Source organism: Sphingorhabdus sp. EL138, assembly GCF_900258045.1.
Lineage (GTDB): Bacteria > Pseudomonadota > Alphaproteobacteria > Sphingomonadales > Sphingomonadaceae > Parasphingorhabdus.
Window position 1 is genome coordinate 228,026 of the sequence record NZ_OGVD01000002.1, and the last position, 19,310, is coordinate 247,335.

Annotated in this window: 20 protein-coding genes; 11 read left to right on the forward strand and 9 right to left on the reverse strand. The window is 54.8% G+C overall.

Translation table 11 applies throughout. The annotated features are described in order from the left end of the window. Nucleotides 1-23: 23 nt before the first annotated feature. Together DK507_RS04500 and DK507_RS04505 are read right to left on the reverse strand one after the other, a co-directional pair. Nucleotides 24-1,259 (reverse strand): NupC/NupG family nucleoside CNT transporter, encoded by a 1,236-nt coding sequence (locus DK507_RS04500; RefSeq protein WP_109355160.1) that lies wholly within the window; start codon nt 1,257-1,259, stop codon nt 24-26. A 23-nt stretch (nt 1,260-1,282) separates the two neighbouring features. Next, complete coding sequence (locus tag DK507_RS04505; protein ID WP_109355525.1) at nt 1,283-1,852, reverse strand: TIGR00730 family Rossman fold protein; 570 nt, start codon at nt 1,850-1,852, stop codon at nt 1,283-1,285. A 167-nt stretch (nt 1,853-2,019) separates the two neighbouring features. Between DK507_RS04505 and DK507_RS04510 the strand changes: the two genes are divergently transcribed. Beyond that, nucleotides 2,020-2,661 (forward strand): queuosine precursor transporter, encoded by a 642-nt coding sequence (locus tag DK507_RS04510; RefSeq protein WP_109355161.1) that lies wholly within the window; start codon nt 2,020-2,022, stop codon nt 2,659-2,661. Further along, the gene (locus DK507_RS04515) at nt 2,658-3,446 is read left to right on the forward strand and encodes a hypothetical protein (RefSeq protein WP_109355162.1); all 789 of its coding nucleotides are present in this window, start codon (nt 2,658-2,660) and stop codon (nt 3,444-3,446) included. Before DK507_RS04510 ends, DK507_RS04515 begins: the two co-directional genes overlap by 4 nt. Here the strand turns inward: DK507_RS04515 and DK507_RS04520 are convergent. The 6 genes from DK507_RS04520 to DK507_RS04545 all read right to left on the reverse strand — a co-directional run bounded on the left by DK507_RS04520 (nt 3,443) and on the right by DK507_RS04545 (nt 8,125). Then, complete coding sequence (locus DK507_RS04520; protein ID WP_109355164.1) at nt 3,443-4,024, reverse strand: nucleotidyltransferase family protein; 582 nt, start codon at nt 4,022-4,024, stop codon at nt 3,443-3,445. The genes DK507_RS04515 and DK507_RS04520 overlap by 4 nt on opposite strands. Before the next feature lie 23 nt (nt 4,025-4,047). Beyond that, entirely contained in the window at nt 4,048-4,521 is a 474-nt protein-coding gene (locus tag DK507_RS04525; RefSeq protein ID WP_109355168.1) for a cytochrome c family protein, read from the reverse strand. A 33-nt stretch (nt 4,522-4,554) separates the two neighbouring features. Next, nucleotides 4,555-6,798 carry a xanthine dehydrogenase family protein molybdopterin-binding subunit gene (locus DK507_RS04530; protein ID WP_109355169.1) on the reverse strand — a complete coding sequence of 748 codons (2,244 nt, stop codon included), beginning with the start codon at nt 6,796-6,798 and terminating at the stop codon, nt 4,555-4,557. Between the two features lie 2 nt (nt 6,799-6,800). Continuing rightward, the gene (locus tag DK507_RS04535; protein ID WP_301950663.1) at nt 6,801-7,280 is read right to left on the reverse strand and encodes a (2Fe-2S)-binding protein; all 480 of its coding nucleotides are present in this window, start codon (nt 7,278-7,280) and stop codon (nt 6,801-6,803) included. 86 nt (nt 7,281-7,366) lie between these two features. Beyond that, nucleotides 7,367-7,591 carry a hypothetical protein gene (locus tag DK507_RS04540; RefSeq protein ID WP_109355171.1) on the reverse strand — a complete coding sequence of 75 codons (225 nt, stop codon included), beginning with the start codon at nt 7,589-7,591 and terminating at the stop codon, nt 7,367-7,369. Nucleotides 7,592-7,597: 6 nt separating this feature from the next. Further along, nucleotides 7,598-8,125, reverse strand: coding sequence for a hypothetical protein (locus tag DK507_RS04545; RefSeq protein ID WP_109355172.1), 528 nt, complete (start codon nt 8,123-8,125; stop codon nt 7,598-7,600). A gap of 136 nt (nt 8,126-8,261) precedes the next feature. Between DK507_RS04545 and DK507_RS04550 the strand changes: the two genes are divergently transcribed. The 9 genes from DK507_RS04550 (at nt 8,262) to DK507_RS04590 (ending at nt 18,509) form a co-directional block, all read left to right on the forward strand. Further along, nucleotides 8,262-8,936, forward strand: a complete 675-nt coding sequence (locus DK507_RS04550; protein WP_162558894.1) for a hypothetical protein — start codon at nt 8,262-8,264, stop codon at nt 8,934-8,936. 24 nt (nt 8,937-8,960) lie between these two features. Next, nucleotides 8,961-10,328 carry a DUF4350 domain-containing protein gene (locus tag DK507_RS04555; protein WP_109355179.1) on the forward strand — a complete coding sequence of 456 codons (1,368 nt, stop codon included), beginning with the start codon at nt 8,961-8,963 and terminating at the stop codon, nt 10,326-10,328. After that, nucleotides 10,325-11,281 carry a MoxR family ATPase gene (locus DK507_RS04560; protein ID WP_109355181.1) on the forward strand — a complete coding sequence of 319 codons (957 nt, stop codon included), beginning with the start codon at nt 10,325-10,327 and terminating at the stop codon, nt 11,279-11,281. The genes DK507_RS04555 and DK507_RS04560 overlap by 4 nt, the downstream gene beginning before the upstream one ends. Then, nucleotides 11,278-12,597, forward strand: coding sequence for a DUF58 domain-containing protein (locus DK507_RS04565; RefSeq protein WP_254054256.1), 1,320 nt, complete (start codon nt 11,278-11,280; stop codon nt 12,595-12,597). The genes DK507_RS04560 and DK507_RS04565 overlap by 4 nt, the downstream gene beginning before the upstream one ends. Beyond that, a complete protein-coding gene (locus DK507_RS04570) occupies nt 12,597-13,640 on the forward strand; it encodes a stage II sporulation protein M (RefSeq protein ID WP_109355182.1) in 1,044 nt (347 codons plus the stop codon). The genes DK507_RS04565 and DK507_RS04570 overlap by 1 nt, the downstream gene beginning before the upstream one ends. Beyond that, entirely contained in the window at nt 13,637-14,584 is a 948-nt protein-coding gene (locus DK507_RS04575; RefSeq protein WP_109355183.1) for an RDD family protein, read from the forward strand. The genes DK507_RS04570 and DK507_RS04575 overlap by 4 nt, the downstream gene beginning before the upstream one ends. 152 nt (nt 14,585-14,736) lie before the next feature. Continuing rightward, nucleotides 14,737-15,933, forward strand: a complete 1,197-nt coding sequence (locus tag DK507_RS04580) for an acyl-CoA dehydrogenase family protein (protein ID WP_109355184.1) — start codon at nt 14,737-14,739, stop codon at nt 15,931-15,933. Between the two features lie 34 nt (nt 15,934-15,967). Further along, entirely contained in the window at nt 15,968-17,107 is a 1,140-nt protein-coding gene (locus DK507_RS04585; protein WP_109355185.1) for an acyl-CoA dehydrogenase family protein, read from the forward strand. Nucleotides 17,108-17,204: 97 nt separating this feature from the next. Next, nucleotides 17,205-18,509 (forward strand): MFS transporter, encoded by a 1,305-nt coding sequence (locus tag DK507_RS04590; RefSeq protein WP_109355186.1) that lies wholly within the window; start codon nt 17,205-17,207, stop codon nt 18,507-18,509. Nucleotides 18,510-18,512: 3 nt separating this feature from the next. On the opposite strand, the gene DK507_RS04595 is transcribed toward DK507_RS04590, so the two are convergent. Then, on the reverse strand, nt 18,513-19,250 hold the full coding sequence (locus DK507_RS04595) for an SDR family NAD(P)-dependent oxidoreductase (protein ID WP_216822344.1): 738 nt from the start codon (nt 19,248-19,250) through the stop codon (nt 18,513-18,515). Between the last annotated feature and the right edge of the window lie 60 nt (nt 19,251-19,310).

Below are 19,310 nucleotides of genomic sequence, written 5' to 3' on the forward strand. Positions count from 1 at the left end.
ATGGGTTTGTCAATCGCTCGAGCTTAGCCGAGCGACAATAATAAGCCGGCCAACGCTGCACTCATCAGGTTAGCCAGCGATCCCGCAGCCAGTGCTCTCAGGCCAAGACGTGCGATTACCGGGCGTTGATTGGGGGCCAATCCACCAGTGACCGCCAGCTGGATGGCGATCGACAGGAAGTTGGCAAAGCCGCACAGGGCGAATGTCACGATTGCTACTGTCGTCGGGGACAGGGTATCAGCCATGCCGCCGAGATCGCTGAATGCAACAAACTCGTTCAGGACAACCTTGGTCCCGAAAAGTCCGCCGGCTGCAAAAGCCTCTTCCCATGGCACGCCGAGTAGAAACATGATTGGACCGAATACGTAGCCAATGATTTGCTGGAAGCTCAGGCCCGGCTGGCCAAACCAGCCGCCAATGCCTCCTAATATGCCATTGGCCAAAGCGACCAGAGCGACAAAAGCCAGGACCATGGCGCCCACTGCAACGGCAATTTTTACACCGGTTTGTGCACCCATGGACGCGGCCATGATAATATTCGCGGGCTTTTCTTCTTCATAGTCAACGGCGACGACCAGTTCTTCCGGTGCCTCGGCATCGGGATTATCCGGCATGATGATTTTCGCCATCATAATACCGCCTGGTGCTGACATGAAAGCGGCGGCGAGCAGATAGTCAATGCGGATGCCCATGGACGCATAGGCAGCCAATATCGTTCCCGCCACACCGGCCATCCCGACGCTCATGACGGTAAAAAGCTGAGATTCCGTGAGCTTCGCCAGATACGGCCTGATAACAAGCGGGGATTCGGACTGGCCAACGAAGATATTCGCTGCGGCGCAGAGAGATTCGACTTTCGATATGCCGGTAACTTTCTGGATCCCGCCGCCGACCCATTTGATGATAAACTGCATCACGCCAAGATAATAGAGAATGGATATCAATGCAGAGAAGAAGATGATCACCGGCAGCGCGGCTATGGCAAAGCTGTTGCCGCCCATTTCTGGTGTCGCGAGCGGGCCAAATATGAAATTTGTACCATCCGCTGCATAGCTGAGCAGGTTGGATACACCCGTAGACATCGCCTCGATAACGTTTTTACCGGCAGGTACATAAAGCACGAGGACAGCGATGCCGGCCTGCAATGCGAATGCCGCGGCGACAACACGAAGGCGGATATTGCGCCGTCCAGTTGAAAGAGCGACGGCGAGCGAGATGATCACAGCCATGCCAGCCATGCTTGTCAAAATAGCGGTCATTTAGCGATCCATTCCCATCAGTCTTACCACGTTACTTCCCCCTGCGACCCGGTGTACGCCGATGTCAATTGATCCAATATGTCACCAATATCGTCACTTAAGATAAGTTGTTCGCGGCGAGCGGATGACATGAAGCCGTGCCCCGCGACGTTGTCCAGAAATGCAGTGAGCGAATCCCAATAGCCGTTGACGTTCAATAGCCCAATGGGTTTGCCGTGATAGCCAAGTGCTTTCCACGTCCATGCTTCAAATAGCTCGTCCAGTGTGCCTATGCCGCCCGGTATGGCCACAAATCCATCGGTGAGCTCAGTCATTTTCGCTTTGCGTTCATGCATGGATGTAACGACATGAAGCTCGGTAAGGCCGGTATGTGCAACCTCATGGTCTTTCAGCATTTCGGGTATGACACCATAAACCTTGCCTCCGCCCGCCAGGACAGAATCGGCGATGATCCCCATCAAGCCCAGGCGTCCGCCGCCAAAGACCAGGTCGATTCCACGCTCGGCCATCACTTGACCCAATTTTTTTGCTGTCTGGGCGAAAGCAGGGTCACCCCCGGCGCTTGCACCGCAATAAACCGCCAATCTTTGCACAAATTCCCCTTTTGGACCGACCAATATCCCCGCAAATGCCTCTGACTATACCATCACACAAGCACTTCCGATTCCTCCCTAGAGGAAATTGGCCGAGAGTCACGATTCCTTTTTCTGGTCGACTTTTGGTGCTTTTTTTTCGATCCGGACCGCGCTAGGCAATAAAGATGACAGCGATTTCAGAAACAAAGCACATCCCTCGGGGTCTTTTCGTCATTTGCGTTTTATACGGCGGCATGGCGAGTTTGGCGGGGATTTTGGGTAACAAGCTGGTGGCGCTTGGACCATTGGCGGTGGAAGCAGGCATATTCGCATTCATTCTGCTGGTGGTATTGGCAGGAGCAGTGGCCGAAGTTTACGGTCGGGCCACGGGCAATCGAATAGTGGTTTTTGGATTCGTGCCCATCATTGTGTCGATGATATTGATCCAGCTGGTTTTGGCCTTGCCCCCTGCATCATTCTGGGAAGAAGAAAAGCGCGTTGCCTTTGACATTATACTCAACCAGTCGACCAGGCTGATGTTCGCGGGGATCATTGCCTATGGGACATCCCAGTTGCTCAATGTTTTCATTATCACAAGGCTGAGAGGGGAAAGCGGCAAACTGCTGTGGCTCCGAAGTATGATTGCAGGCGTCGTGAGTCAGGCCGTTGATACGGTTATTTTCATTACGGTCGCCTTTTACGGCGTTGCGCCATTGATGAAAATCATGCCGGGTCAGCTGTTGGCAAAAGTCATATTATCCGCCGTCTTCGTACCGCCGCTGGTCTATGGTATCGTGCGGATGGCCAGGCGACTTGACGCGGAGTGAAGTTTTTTCGGCTTTCCTTGTTCAAATGGCTAACATTCGGCTGCATGGCCTTCATTGCCGCTTGCTCCGCACCGGCCGAACAACCCGCTCCATCCCCTGACACTAATATTGTCACCATAGTCGGAGCGATTCATGGTCAGCACCGCCGCAGCGAAGACTATTCCTTGGCGGTCTTGCGGTTGGCGATAGTCAAATTTGATCCCGACATAATCATGGTCGAATTGCCACCCGAGCGCTTCGCCACGGCATCTGTAAATTTCGAAAAATTTGGCGAAGTCCGCGAGAGCCGGGCGGATGACTTCCCCGAACTGACCGATGTTGTTTTTCCGCTGCGGCAAGAGCTCGGTTTTGAAATGGTCCCGGTTGCGGCTTGGACGCAGGAAATTGCCGATGACCGGCGTGCCGCGTTGGCGCTGCTGGAAAAGGATCCGGCCCGAGCGCAAGAGTGGGCTGCATATCAAGCCGCTATCGCATCTTATGGTCAAGCGGTCAGAGGGCGTTCCGATGATCCTCTTTTCATTCACAGCCAGGCCTATGACAGCGCCGTAAAAGAGCGGCAGCAGGTCTATGAGAAGATGTTCGGCAACGATCTGGGTCCTGGCGGCTGGCAGAATATCAACGCGGCCCATTATCAAAAAGTCTCTGCTGCGCTGGATCAGCTCAGGGGGCAGGGAAAGCGGATATTGATAGTCTATGGTGCCTGGCACAAATATTGGTTTCTGGAACAACTGGAGACACGCGACGATATCCGGTTAGTGGATGCGGCGAACCTGTTTAAAGACTAGCGGCGAATCTCTTCACGGTTTTCTATCGCCAGTATCTCGGGTGTATCAATATCGAGCAAGCTGCCTTCCGGAGCGGATACAAGATGGGCTGTCTGCAACAGTTTTCTGGCACCTTGATCTCCCCTAAGGTTCTGAAGTGCCGAAAACTGGCTGGACGGGAAGATTGCAGGAGGCATGATCTTGTCATCGTCGCCCGATCCAACGATTGCCTTGCGGTCACGATTCTCAAAGGCCTGAGACAGATTCCGGATATGCTGACGTTTGATATAAGGCATATCGGCCAAGCAGATATACAGGGCTCCGACACTGCGTTCTGCTGCCAGCCGGGCTGCGCATCGAACCGACGTGGCCTGACCCTCGGCGGCCTGATCATTGATGATTATTTCGTAGCCCATTTGGCGCCACCCGGTTGCGCAGGGGTGATCGGAATCAGATGTGATGATGATGCGGTGATCAAACGCCAAACGGGTAAGGGTGTCAGCAGCATGAAAGCCTAGCATCCTGTCATGCAGGAGCGCGGTCAGCTTGTCCTCATCACCAAATCTGCGGGACTGCCCTGCCGCGAGGACGGCGAGCATAATTCCGTTACTAGCTGTTTCGTTCAATTGGCAGATACATTTTCGAGATAAGCAATAATGGCCTCACGTCTTCCAGCATCGGTAATTGCACCGGCCATCATTGTCGTGCCTGGGACCCTGGCGGCCGGGTTGGCGATATAGGCATCCAGTTCCTCTTTGGTCCAGGTGATCCCTGAAGAGGCCAAGGCGTCAGAATAATTGAAGCCTTCAACGCTGGCCGCCGCCTGGCCGACAATGCCATAAAGATTGGGGCCAACCCGATTGGCACCGTCTTTTTCGACGACATGACAGGCGATGCATGTGTTGAATGCTGCCTTGCCGGCTGCGATCAAGCTATCATTTGCTTCTGCTGCAGGTGGGGTTGCATCGCTATCTGGAGCTTCAGCACCTGGCTCACGAACGACAATCTGCTCTGTCGGTCCGGGCGCAGGGTCCGAACCGCAGGCGGCCAGTGTAACTACCAATATGGGCGCAGCTGCGCGGAACAATACTGTCATCAATTTATCCTTTAAAGGTCAGCGCGAATGGCCTTAGGCGAAATCCACTTTGCTAAGCGGCAGTTCACGCACGCGTTTGCCCGTAGCAGCGAAGATTGCATTGGTAACGGCGGGCGCCAGTGGCGGTAATCCCGGTTCACCGGCTCCGCCCAAGCGTTTATGATCGCCGTTGATGATCCCTACTTCCACTTCCGGCATCTCGTTGATCCGCAAAATCGGATAATCATGGAAATTGCTCTGCTGAACAGCGCCGTCCTTGACCGAGATTTCGCCATAGAGCGTGGCGGTGAGGCCGTAAGCAATGCTGCTTTCCATCTGTGCCGCAAAGCCATCAGGATTGACCGCAAAGCCAGGGTCTGCCGCGACGTAGATTTTCTTCACCTTCGGTTTCGCGCCGGTCATGTCAACTTCGGCCACTTCCGCGACAATGGTGCCGAAGGATGGCACGAAAGCTATGCCCCGGCCATGGCCTTCGGGCAGTGGTTTGTCCCAACCAGCCATTTCAGCGGCCTTGTCCAGAACCGCCAGATGACGCTTCGATCCCGCAAGTAATTCGCGGCGATATGCATAGCCATCCTTGCCTGCTGCATGGGCCAGTTCGTCAACGAAGCTTTCGATGAAATAGCCATGCTGGCTATGATCCACAGACCGCCAAGGACCGAAACGCAAATGGGTCGGCACATCGATTTTGCGGATCTTGTGATTGGCAATATTATAATAAGGCACGGTGGGTGCTTCTTGCGGGTCGAACAGGTGCGTATGGATATTGCTCCAACTGACCGCCTTGCCGTCCTTGTCCAGACCGGCCCGGAACCGGCTGGTGGCCGACGGGCGATAATGATCCTGCATCGTGTCTTCTTCGCGCGACCAGATCATCTTCACCGGATAGGAAACCGCCTTGGCAATACGGGTTGCCATGATAATCGCATCATTTTCCGACCGCCGTCCGAACCCGCCGCCAAGATAGGCATTGTGGTAGGTCACGGCATCTGTATCAATGCCCAGTGTATCGGCTGCCGCCTTGCGGGCCATGAGCGGGGCCTGGTGGCCAGACCAGACATCACATTTCCCGTCCCGCACCCAGGCGGTGCAGTTCATTGGTTCCATCGTGGCATGGGCGAGGAAGGGGACCTTATATTCAGCTTCAACCTTGGTGGCTGCACCCGCAAAAGCCTCCGTGACGTCGCCTTGCTCGGTCTCGACATCGCCGCCGTCGTCGCCGGCTTCGTCCAGCACCGTTGCGTAGCGCGCAAACAGGGCATCCTGATTGAGCGTGTCGCCTTCAGTCTTGGAATATTTGGCGTCGATCGTGCCAAGCGCTTGCTGCGCCTGCCAATATCCATCGGCAACCACAGCGACAAAATCACCCATGTTCAGGATTTGCAGGACACCGGGCATGGATTTGGCGGTATCGACATTCATGGATTCGATGGTCGCACCAACCACGGGCGCGGCTTTCACCGCGGCATATTTCATGCCGGGCAGGTCCGCATCAATGCCAAATAGCGCCGTGCCATTGGATTTTTCGGGAATATCATGGCGGGCCATGGCCTTGCCCATCAGCTTATAGTCTTTGGGCGACTTCAGCTTAGGCTTGTTTGGAAGGCCTTGTTCCGCAGCGGCGGCGGCAAAGTCTGCAAACGGAGCTGATTTATTGCTCTTGTCGTGTAGGATCATACTGTTTTCTGCGCGCAATTCACCGGCGGGAACATTCCATTCCTCCGCTGCTGCGGCAATCAGCATTTCTTTCGCAGCCGCTCCGGCCACCCGCATGGCGCGTTGCCCGGTTCCGCGAACCGAGAAACTGCCACCGGTAATCTGCAAGTTCATGGCCGTAGCCAGTTGCAGGAAAGTTCCGCCAACCGTCGGTTCCAATATAGCCGGCACTTCCAGATTGGGGGCAAGGAACTCGCGGCCAATATCATGCGAAACATATTTTGCATCTGCCGGCGCTTCCAGGATCCGGACTTTGCTCCAGTCCGCATCCAGCTCGTCGGCAAGCATTTGCGCCAGCGAGGTGAAAACACCCTGACCCATTTCGACATGAGGAATGATGGCCGTGACAATATTGTCGGCATCAACCTTCACCCAGGCATTGATCAATTGCTCCCCTTTGCCCTTGGCGACCATTGGGCTTAGCCGGTCGATCGGATTACCAGGGCGAACTGCAACGCCGATGACCAGCGCGCCGCCGGCAACTACGCCAGCACCTATGAAGGCACGGCGGGTCCACTTGCCCTTTTTGGGCGCTGTTTCAGAGTTTTGTTTGTTCGCCATGATCAAGCCTCCTGCGTTTCTGAGGATGTGCCCGCAGCGGTCTTGATTGCTTTGCGTATCCTCACATAGGTTCCGCATCGACAGATATTGCCTGCCATCGCGGCATCAATCTGTTCATCAGTGGGATTGGGATTATTCTTGAGCAAGGCCGTCGCCGACATGATCTGACCCGACTGGCAATAGCCGCACTGGGCCACTTGTTGATCGACCCAAGCTTGCTGGACCTTGCTGAATGTTCCGTCTTCTTCGGCCAGACCTTCGATGGTGGTGATTGCTTTGCCATCAGCCTCTGAAACGGGGGTTGAGCAAGAACGGACAGGCTTGCCATCCAGGTGGACGGTGCAGGCTCCGCAAAGCGCAACGCCGCAGCCAAATTTGGTTCCGGTCATTTTCAGATTTTCGCGTACCACCCAAAGGATAGGTGTTGCCGGATCGACATCGACATCCTTTGCTTCGCCGTTAACATTCAGTGTAATCATCAAAGCCTCGTCCTAAAATAAATATCATTATGCAACCTATACCGCACAGCTTCGTGTTTGGCAAAGAGGTACAATAGGACAGGGTCTGTTTACGCAAATATATCTGTCAGCGAGTCGGTCAACGGCCCTTCTTTAACCGTACGAAGTTCAACATAGACAGCCGCGACGCCGGCGGCTTGAACCGCAGCGACTGCGGTTTCTGCAACCATGGTCAGAATAACCGATGCGGTAGAGTTAAAAAAGCCGATCCCCTCGGACATGCCGGACAAGGTTCCCGAGGCTATCATGAAAATAATGGCGAACAGGAACATCATGCCTTTTCATCCGGAAGCCAGCTCTGCGCTGCGTTTCAGCGAGTCCGTTATACTGAGATTTTCGACGACCATTGCCGGTACAGCCACCATCCACATCAGCATCAAAATCACGCCAGGCACAATGAACAAGATTAACCCTAATATTATCCCCAGCAGTGACAAAATCGCCAGTCCGATAAGCGACAAGAACCTTTTCATCGCTTCGGCAAAACACAAGCCGATATCAACGTCCTGCCCTCGCATATCGCGGATGGTCGCAACAATCAGCATGGCTTGAAGCAATACTGCCAGAATGAAATAGGTGATGAAAACACTGATGCCAGACACCATGAATGCCAGCCAGTAATCCTCCACGTCGGCAAATAACAGATCGACAATTGGGCCTGAAAGCTGATCGGGATTCAGCGCCAGAAACTGCATCAATCCATAAGGCAATCCTGCAACGATCAATGACAGGCCCAGAAATACAACAGGATGCCGTGCGATAACCGCGAAGGTGGCGCTCATCACGCGGCCGATGTCAAAACTCTTCATGTGATTGCCCCGTTAACAAGCAGTGATTTATTCCTGCTCTGACGGGTGCTGTCAATTGCTCAGTACCAGATGAAATGCCCTGCCATGGATCATCTTCGCCCTTGCTCCTGCTGCTAGATTCTGCAACATCGGAAAAGTGGCACGAAACGCAGTAGTACAGGGTGATAACGAGAACGCTTCTTTCGATGCCGCGTGGAGAGACGTGCGCGGTGATGAAGAGATTCAATTTAGCAACATCACGCCCAAGCCACCGGAACCGCCTCCCGAATGGTGGACCGACTTTCTGGAATGGTTGAGCGATGCTCTGGCCCCGGCTGCCGAGGGTCTGGTGGCGGCATGGCCAACCTTGCGGATCATATTAATCGTGCTGCTCGCGGCCGGGGTGCTGACTTTACTCTGGGTAATATTGTCGCCTTATTGGCAGGACTGGCGTAGCCGCAAGCCCAAAGCGGAAGAAGAATGGCTACCGGATCAAACAGCGGCGAGGCGTTTGCTCGAAGAAGCGGATGTCCTGGCGGACAAAGGGCAATTTGACGAGGCGGCCCATCTGCTGCTGTTTCGCAGCATTGAGGATATTGAGAAGCGTCGTCCCGATCTGCTTCGACCATCCAACACATCCCGCGAGATTGAACGGTTTGACAGCCTGCCCGAAACGGCGCGGGCGATGTTCGCGATTATCGCAGGACATGTCGAACGCGGGATTTTTGCCGCGACCCCGATCGGAGAAGAGGGCTGGACCGCCTCGCGCAATGCCTATGGCGAATTTGCACTGGCTGACAGTTGGCGCAAACCGAAAGCGGGCGTGAAATGAGTACGCCCTCATGAGTGTGCCATTATGAGTGTTCAGGCCAATCCGTTCAAGCGCACGACCATCATCATCATGTTCGCTATCGGCTTCGCTGCTTTTGTTGCGCTGCTTTATGGCTTGGGTGCTGGTGACAACCTGTCTTCGGGCAAAAACGGTCAGGCGCATGGCGCATCAAACAGTCTGGTCGGTTACAAGGCTCTGGCGAACCTACTGGAAAAGACCGGCCGCGAGGTAAAACTGTCCCGTTCTGCTGCCGCCATTGACGAACCCGGGCTGCTCATATTGACGCCCAATGCCTATGCCGAAGCGGAAAAGATCGCCGAAATTATTCAAGAGCGCGCTTATGCCGGGCCGACAATGATCATTCTTCCCAAATGGCAAGTGGCAACGACAAATCTGGTCGGCATGGAGTCAAAAAAAGGCTGGGCTACGCGTTTGGGTACGGTGCCCGGTGAATCCGGCGTTCGCATGTTGAGCGACATTGTTGATGTCGAGCTTCAGACAATTCGCCCCGAAGAAGATCAAAAAGCCAATGAGGGCAAAAGCAAAGCCGTGATTGCGAGCGAACGGCAATCAACGCAATCCGATTTCAACCCGTCCGAAATCGCCAATAGCGCTGTTGGCGATCCTATTCCTTTGCCTGACATTCATAACACCATGACCGGCGACTATCTTAGAAACATTGTCGAAGACCCGGAAAATGGCGAGTCTTTGATCGGCTATGTCGATGATGGCGGTATTTATGACAATCTGGAAGGTCTTGATCCTTCAGTCTTGACGGCGGATGACGAGATAGACTCGGCCTACTATCCGGTCGTCATTGTGGCCGATGCGGATTTGATGAACAACACCGGCATGGGGAATGAAAAGATTGCGCGTCATGCCTATGATCTTGTCACCGCGCTTCAGGCGCAGACAGATGGCCCGATCATATTTGACCTGACTCTCAACGGTCTTGGCTCATCCGACAATCTGTTGACGCTGGCGTTCAAACCGCCGTTTTTATCGGCAACAATCTGTTTGATCATTGCAGCATTGGCCGCCGCCTGGATGGCGTTTAATCGCTTTGGCCCGCCGGTGCGTGAGCGTCGCAGTATCGATTTTGGCAAGACCGCGCTGGTCAACAACAGTGCTGGCTTCATTCACCGGATGCGCCGCGAGCATATGGTTGCCGACCCTTATGGAAAGATGATCCGTGACGAGGCCATTCATGCCCTGGGTCTGTCTTCAGGTGCAGATCGCGAGGAGCAGAATCGCAAACTCGATATGCTGGGTGAAGTTGATGGTTACCGGTTCACGGCTCTGCTGAATAATCTCAATCAATCTCAAAACTCTCGCGAAACCGCCGATCACGCTGCGGCGCTTTATCATTGGAAAAAGGAACTCATCGGATGAATATCGGGGAATTAAAGACGCTGGCGGACAATATCCGCGCGGAAGTAGGCAAGGCGATTATCGGACAGGAAGAGATTGTCGATCATCTGCTGATCGCTCTGTTTTCCTCCGGCCATGTTCTCCTTGAAGGGGCCCCAGGAACGGCTAAAACATTCCTTGCACAATGTTTTTCAGCCACCCTCAGTCTGGATTTTGGCCGCATCCAGTTTACCCCCGATCTGATGCCCGGCGACATTGTCGGCTCCAACCTTTTCAACTTCCAGACGAGCACATTCACCCTGACGCGCGGACCGATTTTCTGTGACTTGTTGCTGGCCGATGAAATCAACCGGACACCGCCAAAAACCCAGGCGGCGATGCTGGAGGCAATGCAGGAGCGAGCCGTTACAATTGACGGAGAGACACACGATCTGTCCTCGCAGTTCATGGTGGTGGCCACGCAAAACCCGATCGAACAGCAGGGCGTCTATCCTCTGCCTGAGGCACAGCTCGATCGTTTTCTGTTTAAGCTGCTGATCGAATATCCCGATGCCGAAGAAGAAAAGAAAATCGTCTCCCAATATGGCGAGCGTATTGGCGCACCAGGGCCCAAGGATTTTGGGATCAGCGCTCAAGTGGATGAGAAAACCCTGATCGCGGCGGCAGAAGTCGTGAAATCGGTCAAACTGGTTGAAGACGTCACCGATTATATCGTCCGACTGGTTCGTGCGACCCGTGAAACCGCTGATCTGGAAAACGGCGCCAGTCCAAGGGCTGCGATTATGCTTGCGACCGCGGCGCGAGCAAGGGCGGCGATTTCGGGCCGCGACTATGTCGTGCCGGATGATGTGAAAGCGCTTGCTCCATCTGTCTTGCGGCATCGCACTCTGTTGTCTCCCGCTGCGGAAATTGAAGGCCGCCTTGTCGACACCATTATCGAAGCCTTGGTAGAACGCACGGAAGCGCCGCGTTGATCTACCCCACCGCCCGGGCTGTTTTCCTGATCGCTATTGGCGCGCCGGTTGCGGCGTTGCTTGCTGCGCTGATGCCGAACCTCTGGGCGGTTGGCATAGCCTGGGCGGCTATGTTGGTCTTGCTGCTTGTCGTCGATGGCCTGATGGCTGCAAAGGCTGGCAATGTCCGGCTTGCCGTTCCCAATAGCACCGAAATAGGCGCACCGCTGGAGCTCGATCTGCAAGCCGAGTTTGCCGGTTTGATGACCCCTCGGCAAGTGAGTGGCAATCTGGGTGTGGATGACCGGCTTTCTGATTCCGGCCGTATGGAATTTACGCTTGATCGTTCTGAACCGGGAGAGTCGACCTATCGCGGCGCGACAACGACCATACCGAACCGCAGGGGAACAGGGGATATCGGAAAGCTCTGGTTGCGCTGGAAAGGTCCTCTGGGTCTGGCATGGCGTCAGACCTCCAAGCAAAGTGATCAATCCATAGCGGTCATGCCCAATATTTCAGCTGTACGCAGCCCGACCGTACAGATGTTCCTGCGGGATTCCGTTTTTGGTCTGTTGGCCCGCAAATTTCGCGGCGAGGGCAGCGAGTTTGAGGCCCTGACCGAATATCAGCCGGGTATGGATCGGCGGAGTATCGACTGGAAGGGATCGGCGCGGCACAGTAAATTGCTGGCCAAGGAATATGATACGGAGCGCAACAACCAGATTGTCTTTGCGCTGGATTGCGGATCGGCCATGTGTGAACCGATTGACGGTCTGCCGCGTATCGATCGCGCGGTGTCGGCGGCTTTGCTGACAGCATATATCACCTTGAAATCCGGTGATAAAACAAGCCTGTTCAGCTTTGCAGCAAAGCCGGAATTGTCGACGCCTTTTCTGTCTGGCAGCCGTAATTTTTACCGGATGCAGCAGGATGCCGCGACGATTGACTACCGGCATCAGGAAAGCAATTACACCTTGGCCTTGTCAGCACTTTCCAGCCGTTTGCAGCGGCGCTCGCTGATTATTATTTTTACAGATTTTACCGACCCGACCAGCGCGGATTTGATGCTGGAGGCTGCTGGACGGTTGATTGACAAACATCTGGTGCTGTTCGTGGTGCTGGAAGACAAGGAATTGTTGGAATTAATTGAGAAGAAACCGGAAAATGCCGAAGATGTAGCGCGCAGCGTGACCGCCCAGAGTCTGCTCGACCAGAAAAAGCTGGTTGTAACCCGGCTTCAGCATATGGGTATTGATGTGGTTGAAGGAGCGCATGAAAATATCGGAACGCGCCTGATTAACAGCTACCTTAAAATCAAGCGGCGGGGAGCGATTTGATGGCGAGTGTGGCAACCGACTCCAACATACAGCAAGCGATTGAAACCGCTGCCCTAAAAAGCGACCGCTTTCGTCTTGAACGGGAAGCAGACTGGATACGGCTGGAAGAAATTGTCACCAAGATGGAAAAGGGCAAGACCCGGCGGTTGAGTGATGAGGATGTGCTTGCGCTCCCGACGCTTTATCGGACATTGCTGTCGAGCCTTTCTATCGCCCGCGAAAGCTCTCTTGATGCCGGGCTGATCGACTATCTCGAAGGCCTGGCGCTGCGGTCCTACTTCATGGTTTATGGTACCCAGACCAGTTTTGGCCGCTGGCTAAAGGGCTTTTTCGGCGGCGGTTGGAGCCAGGCTATCCGCGAGATCAAGCTGGATATCTGGATTGCGTTATTCGTCATGATCGCCGGGACCTTGATCGGCTATGCACTCGTCGCCGGCGATAGCGACTGGTATTATGCTCTCGTTCCTGGGAACTTTGCCGAAGTCCGGGTGCCGGGTGCCAGCGAAGAAGCTTTGCGCGGGACGCTTTTCGGTGCCGAGAAACAGGATGGCCTGGGCGTTTTCGCGGCCTATTTGTTCAGCAACAATGCGCAGGTCGCTATCCTCGCGTTCGCGCTGGGCTTTGCTTTTGGAATACCCAGCATCTTGCTGCTGATTCACAATATGGCCCTTCTAGGCGCGATGTTATGGGTGTTTGCCCAGCGCGGCTTGACGCTGGAATTTGTCGGTTGGCTATCCATTCATGGCACAACCGAACTGTTCGCGATCCTGCTGGCCGGTGCGGCCGGTATTCATGTCGGGCGCTCTATTGCCTTTCCCGGTACAAAATCCCATCTGACGGCTGCGAGTGATGCTGGCAAGCGAGCAGCTCTGGTAATGGCCGGTGTGGTAATCATGCTGATTTGCGCAGGTCTGCTGGAAGGTTTCGCGCGTCAGCTGATCAACAGTACCGCCCTGCGTTATGCGGTTGGCGGCGCAATGCTGACATTCTGGCTGGTTTATTTCTTTGTCTTTGGTCGTAACCGTGCGGAGAGCGGGTCATGAACACGACAACGACCGATCCCTGGATCAGGCGATCAACCAACCCCAAGCTGGACCGGGTGATGGTCTCTCCGGAGGGCGTTCCACTTAATGTAACCGTTGCCACTGCCGGTGCACGCGCCGGCGCCTTGACGCTGGATATCCTTATCATCTTAGGTCTCATCCTTGGTGTGACGCTGCTGGGACTGCTTGTTTTGTGGGGCTTTGAGGCTGCTTTTGGTGCAGGTGTCAGTCTGGAAACAAGCGGCCCGTTAAACGTGGTCTTTGTCCTTTGGATCATCGCCGTGTTTCTGTTCCGTAACGCCTATTTCCTCTATTTCGAATTGGGTGAACGTGCGGCCACATGGGGTAAGCGCGCCGTCGGCATTCGGGTTGCCGCGCGCGACGGCGGGCGATTGACCGCAGAGGCGGTGATTGCGCGTAACATCATCCGGGATATCGAACTGTTTCTGCCGCTTGTGTTTATAACATCCGGCGAGGCCGAGGGCACCATGAGCGACTTTACGGCGTGGGCGGGCTTCCTCTGGGTTTTGATGTTTCTGCTCTTTCCCTTGTTCAACAAGGATCGTCTGCGCTGTGGTGATCTGATTGCGGGGACGTGGGTAATCCAGAATGTGAAGCGGAATCTGGGCGGCGTTGTGGCGCCTTCGGCCGATGCGAATGGCGCGGGCGCCGGGCAGGCGTCGGCGCGCTATGAATTTTCGGACGCTGATCTGTCTGTCTATGGAGAGTTTGAGCTGCAGACGCTGGAAAGCGTCCTCAGAACCGGAACCGACGAAGCACTGGAAACAGTGACGAAATCAATCTGCGCCAAAATTGGTTGGGAGCCTGGCACCGGTGATGAACGAATATTTCTGGAAGCTTATTACACAGCGCTGAGAGCAAAACTGGAAAGCGGGATGCGTTTCGGAAAACGCCGGAAGGATAAATATTCCGCTGATATTTAATGAGTCGATTAAACGGGTTCGGCGATTCTTGAAAGTGAATGTCCACGAGAGTCGCGCTTGCCGTAGCGTCACCTGCTACGGTCTTTAGATCAGCTTGTTTTCTGCGGTTTTTGGCGTATGTTGCGGCCGAATTAATCATTGGAGAGTCGGTCATGAACCTGGAGTTCACTGCAGAAGAAAAAGCTTTTCGCGACGAAGTGCGCAGCTTTATTGAGAATAATTACCCTCAGAATATCGAACGTGCGGCGGTTCAGGACGATATGAGCCCTGAAGATATGACCGCCTGGCACAAAATTCTCGGCGAAAAAGGTTGGTCCGTTCCGGCTTGGCCTGAGCAATATGGCGGTACCGGCTGGACCCCGACGCAGCGCTATATCTGGTCAGAGGAAAATGCACGTGTGAATGCGGTTATGCCGCTGCCCTTCGGCGTCGCCATGGTTGGCCCGGTTATCTACACATTTGGCAATGAAGAGCAGAAAGCCAAGCATCTGCCGGGCATTAAAAGCGGCAATACCTGGTGGTGTCAGGGCTATTCCGAGCCCGGCGCCGGTTCAGACCTTGCGTCGCTGAAAACAACCGCGGTGCGCGATGGCGATGATTACATCATCAATGGCCAGAAGACATGGACAACATTGGCGCAGCATGCCGATTGGGGTTTCTTCCTGTGCCGCACCGATCCCAATGCGCCCAAGCCGCAACAAGGTATCAGCTTCATTCTGGTGGACATGAAAACGCCCGGTATCGAAGTCCGCCCGATCAAGCTGATCGATGGCGGCTATGAGGTCAACGAAGTCTGGCTAACCGACGTGCGCGTGCCAGTGGAAAACCTGATTGGCGAAGAGAATAAAGGCTGGACCTACGCGAAATTCCTGCTGGCGCACGAACGCTCTGGTATTGCCGGCGTGGCGCGTTCGAAACGCGGTGTCGAGCAGCTGAAAGAAATTGCCACACACGAAATGCTCGATGGCGAGCCGCTGCTTCAGGATATGGGTTTCGCCACCAAGATCAGCCAGCTGGAAATTGATCTCGCAGCTCTGGAAATTACCGAGCTACGGACGCTGGCCGGTGAACAGGCGGGTAAGGGTCCTGGTCCGGAAAGTTCCTTGTTGAAAGTGAAGGGTACGGAAATTCAGCAGCGCCTGACCGAACTGACGCTGGAAGCGGTTGGCCATTATGGCACGCCTGATTTCCGCAGCTTCCCGGCAGATGGCTCTAACGACTTTCCGATCGGACCGGACTATGCGCACAGCGCGGCACCGACCTATTTCAACATGCGAAAGACATCGATCTACGGGGGATCGAACGAGATTCAGCGTAACATCATCACCAAAATGGTCCTCGGACTTTAGATCCAACCCGCAAATATAATAAGAAAGCGAAACTATGGATTTCAATTTTTCTGACGAACAGAATATGGTTCGTGACGGTATTTCACGACTGGTTCGGGAACAATATGACTGGGATACACGCCGCGCCGTGATCACCAGTGAATCCGGCTGGCGGCCGGAATTCTGGGCACAGCTTGCCGAACTGGGCATGCTGGCGGCACCCTTCTCTGAAGAAGATGGCGGCTTTGGCGGCGGTGCAGTCGAAACCATGCTGATCATGGAAGAATTTGGCAAAGGCCTGGTGGTCGAGCCATTCATTCCCAGCGTGGTCTGTGCCGGCGGTTTCCTGAAACATGCCGGAACGGCTGCGCAGAAAGAAGAATATCTCAGCGCGATCATCGCCGGTGAGAAGGTTTTCGCCTTTGCCTATGCCGAGCCGCAGGGCCGCTATGATCTGGCCAACCTGACGACCACAGCCAAGAAAGATGGCGACGGTTACTCGCTCAACGGCCACAAAGCGGTCGTGATCGGCGCGCCTTGGGCAAGCCATTTCGTGGTGACGGCACGTACATCCGGCGGGCAGTCGGATGCAGGTGGTGTATCGGTGTTCATCGTCGCCAAGGATGCCGATGGTGTCAGCCTGCGCGACTACGCAACTGTCGACGGTCGCCGCGCTTCGGAAGTCTATTTTGAAAATGTTTCGGTTGCGGCCGATGCCCTGATCGGAGAGCTGGATAACGGCCTGCCATTGATCGAAACAGTTGTCGATGAAGCAACAGCGGCGGTTTGCGCGGAAGCCACCGGTGCGATGCAGGTGACCCACGCGATGACACTGGAATATGCAAAGCAGCGTAAGCAATTTGGCGTGCCGATCAGCAGCTTTCAAGTGCTCCAGCACCGGATGGTCGATATGTTCATGGAATATGAGCAGTCGATCTCCATGTCCTATCTGGCGACAATCAAACTGGATGAAGACGAAGCGGCGCGCAAACATGCGGTCTCATCGGCCAAGGTTCGGATCGGACAATCGGCGCGCTTTGTCGGCCAGTCTGCGGTGCAGACCCATGGCGGCATGGGCGTCACCGATGAAACGGCTGTCGGCAGCTATTTCAAGCGGCTGTCGATCATCGAAAGCGAATTTGGCAGCGTCGATCATCATATGCGGCGGCACGTTAAATTGACCGCTGCTCAGTAAGGCAGACATCATAGCCCTATCATAAAAGGGGGTGCGGCCAGACTGGCTGTGCCCCCTTTTTCGCGTTATCCCACTTCCTCCCAGGGAGGGGATTAGTATGGTTCAACAGTCTGCCACGATTCCGGGCAAAGCAACGGGCAACATATACCGCTACTATATCCTGTTTGTGATGATGTTGACCTACATGTTCAACATCACCGACCGTATGGTCATGTCGATCCTGATTGAGGATATCAAAGCGGACTTTGTCCTGACCGACACACAAATCGGTCTGTTGGCCGGAACGGCTTTTACGCTGTTCTATGTTTTGCTCGGGATACCCGCGGGCCGGCTGGCAGATCGTACCAATCGGAAAAAAATGATCTCCATAGCTGTGAGTCTATGGAGTCTGATGACTGCGCTATGCGGTGTTGCGACAGGATTTTGGACCCTGTTCCTCGCCCGCCTGGGCGTTGGTGTCGGAGAGGCCGGTGGCAATCCCCCGGCCATTTCCATCCTGACCAATTATTTCCAATCCCATGAATTATCACGCGCGATGGGCGTGTTTTCGGTCGGTGCCGTGCTCGGTCCCGTGGTTGGTTTTGTCGCAGGCGGACTGCTCGCAGAAGCCTATGGCTGGCGCTGGACGTTCATCATTCTCGGATTGCCGGGCGTCTTACTTGGTGTGCTGATCTATCTGACGGTCAAAGAACCCGACCGCAGCCAGTTCTCCGAAGCCGGCAAGGAAACGACCAAAGCGACGACGCAGGAACCCTTCACCACAACCATGGCTTCGCTCTGGCGCAACCGGATCTTCATGCGCGTGGCTCTGGCTAACGCCCTGGCGGTCACGGCTTCTTATGCTTTTGCCATCTGGCTGGCACCCATCCTGATCCGCAATTTCGAGATTCCGGTGTCGCAGGTGGGTATCTATCTGGGTATTGTCTGGATTGCGGGCGGCGTTCCCGGGATGATCATAGGCGGCTATGTGACGGACAAGCTGGCCCTCAGAAATCCGAAATGGCGGGCATGGTATTGTGCTATTGTCGTGCTGGTCGCGCTGCCACTGCTGTGCCTTTGCCTGCTGACCGACAACTTGATCCTGGCACTCATCCTCTATGCCGTTGGCTATGGCGTACATTCGTCCACGCAAGGACCGGCTATAGCGATGATGCAGTCATCCGTATCACCGACCGAGCGGGGTACAGCCTCCTCGATAGCCAGTCTGTCCGCGACTTTTCTCGGCTATTTCATCGGTCCTGCCGTGGCCGGAGCGATCAGCGATAGCTTGGCACCGGACCATGGCACGCTTTCGCTCAACTATGCGGTGATCGGGATCACGATATTGAGCCTGACCCTGGCGATAATCGCTTATCTCCATGCCGCCAGAGCCGTATCAGATACACCACCAGAAACGGGCTGATCTTTACAATAACAATCCGCCGTCCGCGATCAGCGTCTGCCCGACAACATAGCTGGCCAATGGCGAGGCCAGAAACAGCGACAGTCCCGCCATATCCTCGGGATCACCAATGCGGCCAACCGGGATATTACGGATCGTTGCGTCCCGCCGTTTCGGATTTTCAGTTGTCACCGCCGTCATCTTTGTGGCGATGAGGCCGGGTGCGATACCGTTTACTCTTATGCCATCTGGAGCCCATGCTTTGCCGAGCGTTCGCGTTAGCCCCATCGCTCCGGTTTTCGATGCATTATAGGCCGGATTGCCAACGGTCGCGTGAAAGGCAGCGGTGGAGCTAATGATGATCAGCGAACCTTTGGCCTCTTTGAGCAGATCATGAAACTGGCCAGCAAAGGTCATCAGGCTGTTGAGATTGACCTGTATCACCTTGGCAAAATTGTCGGGTTCAAATTCCTGCCGCCTATAAAGCACCATGCCTTGTGAACAGATCAGCACATCCAGACGATCGAAAGTCTGCCGATAGGCGGCAATGGCGTCGTCGTCGGCGGCATCGACCTGTGCATAATGCAGGCCTTCCAGATCAGAGCCTTCGTCTTTGGAATAGTCATCGGTCCCGGCACGGGTGCCGGTGACATGAACCTCCGCACCGCATTCCCGGAAAGCCTGTGCCGTGGCATTGCCGATTCCGCTGGAGCCGCCAATGACGGACACTATTTTACCTTTATAATCCAGAGATGCGTTGATCATGTCTATCCTCTTCCTTTGCCCCTATGCAAAGCGATATTGGCCGAGCCAATGGCGATG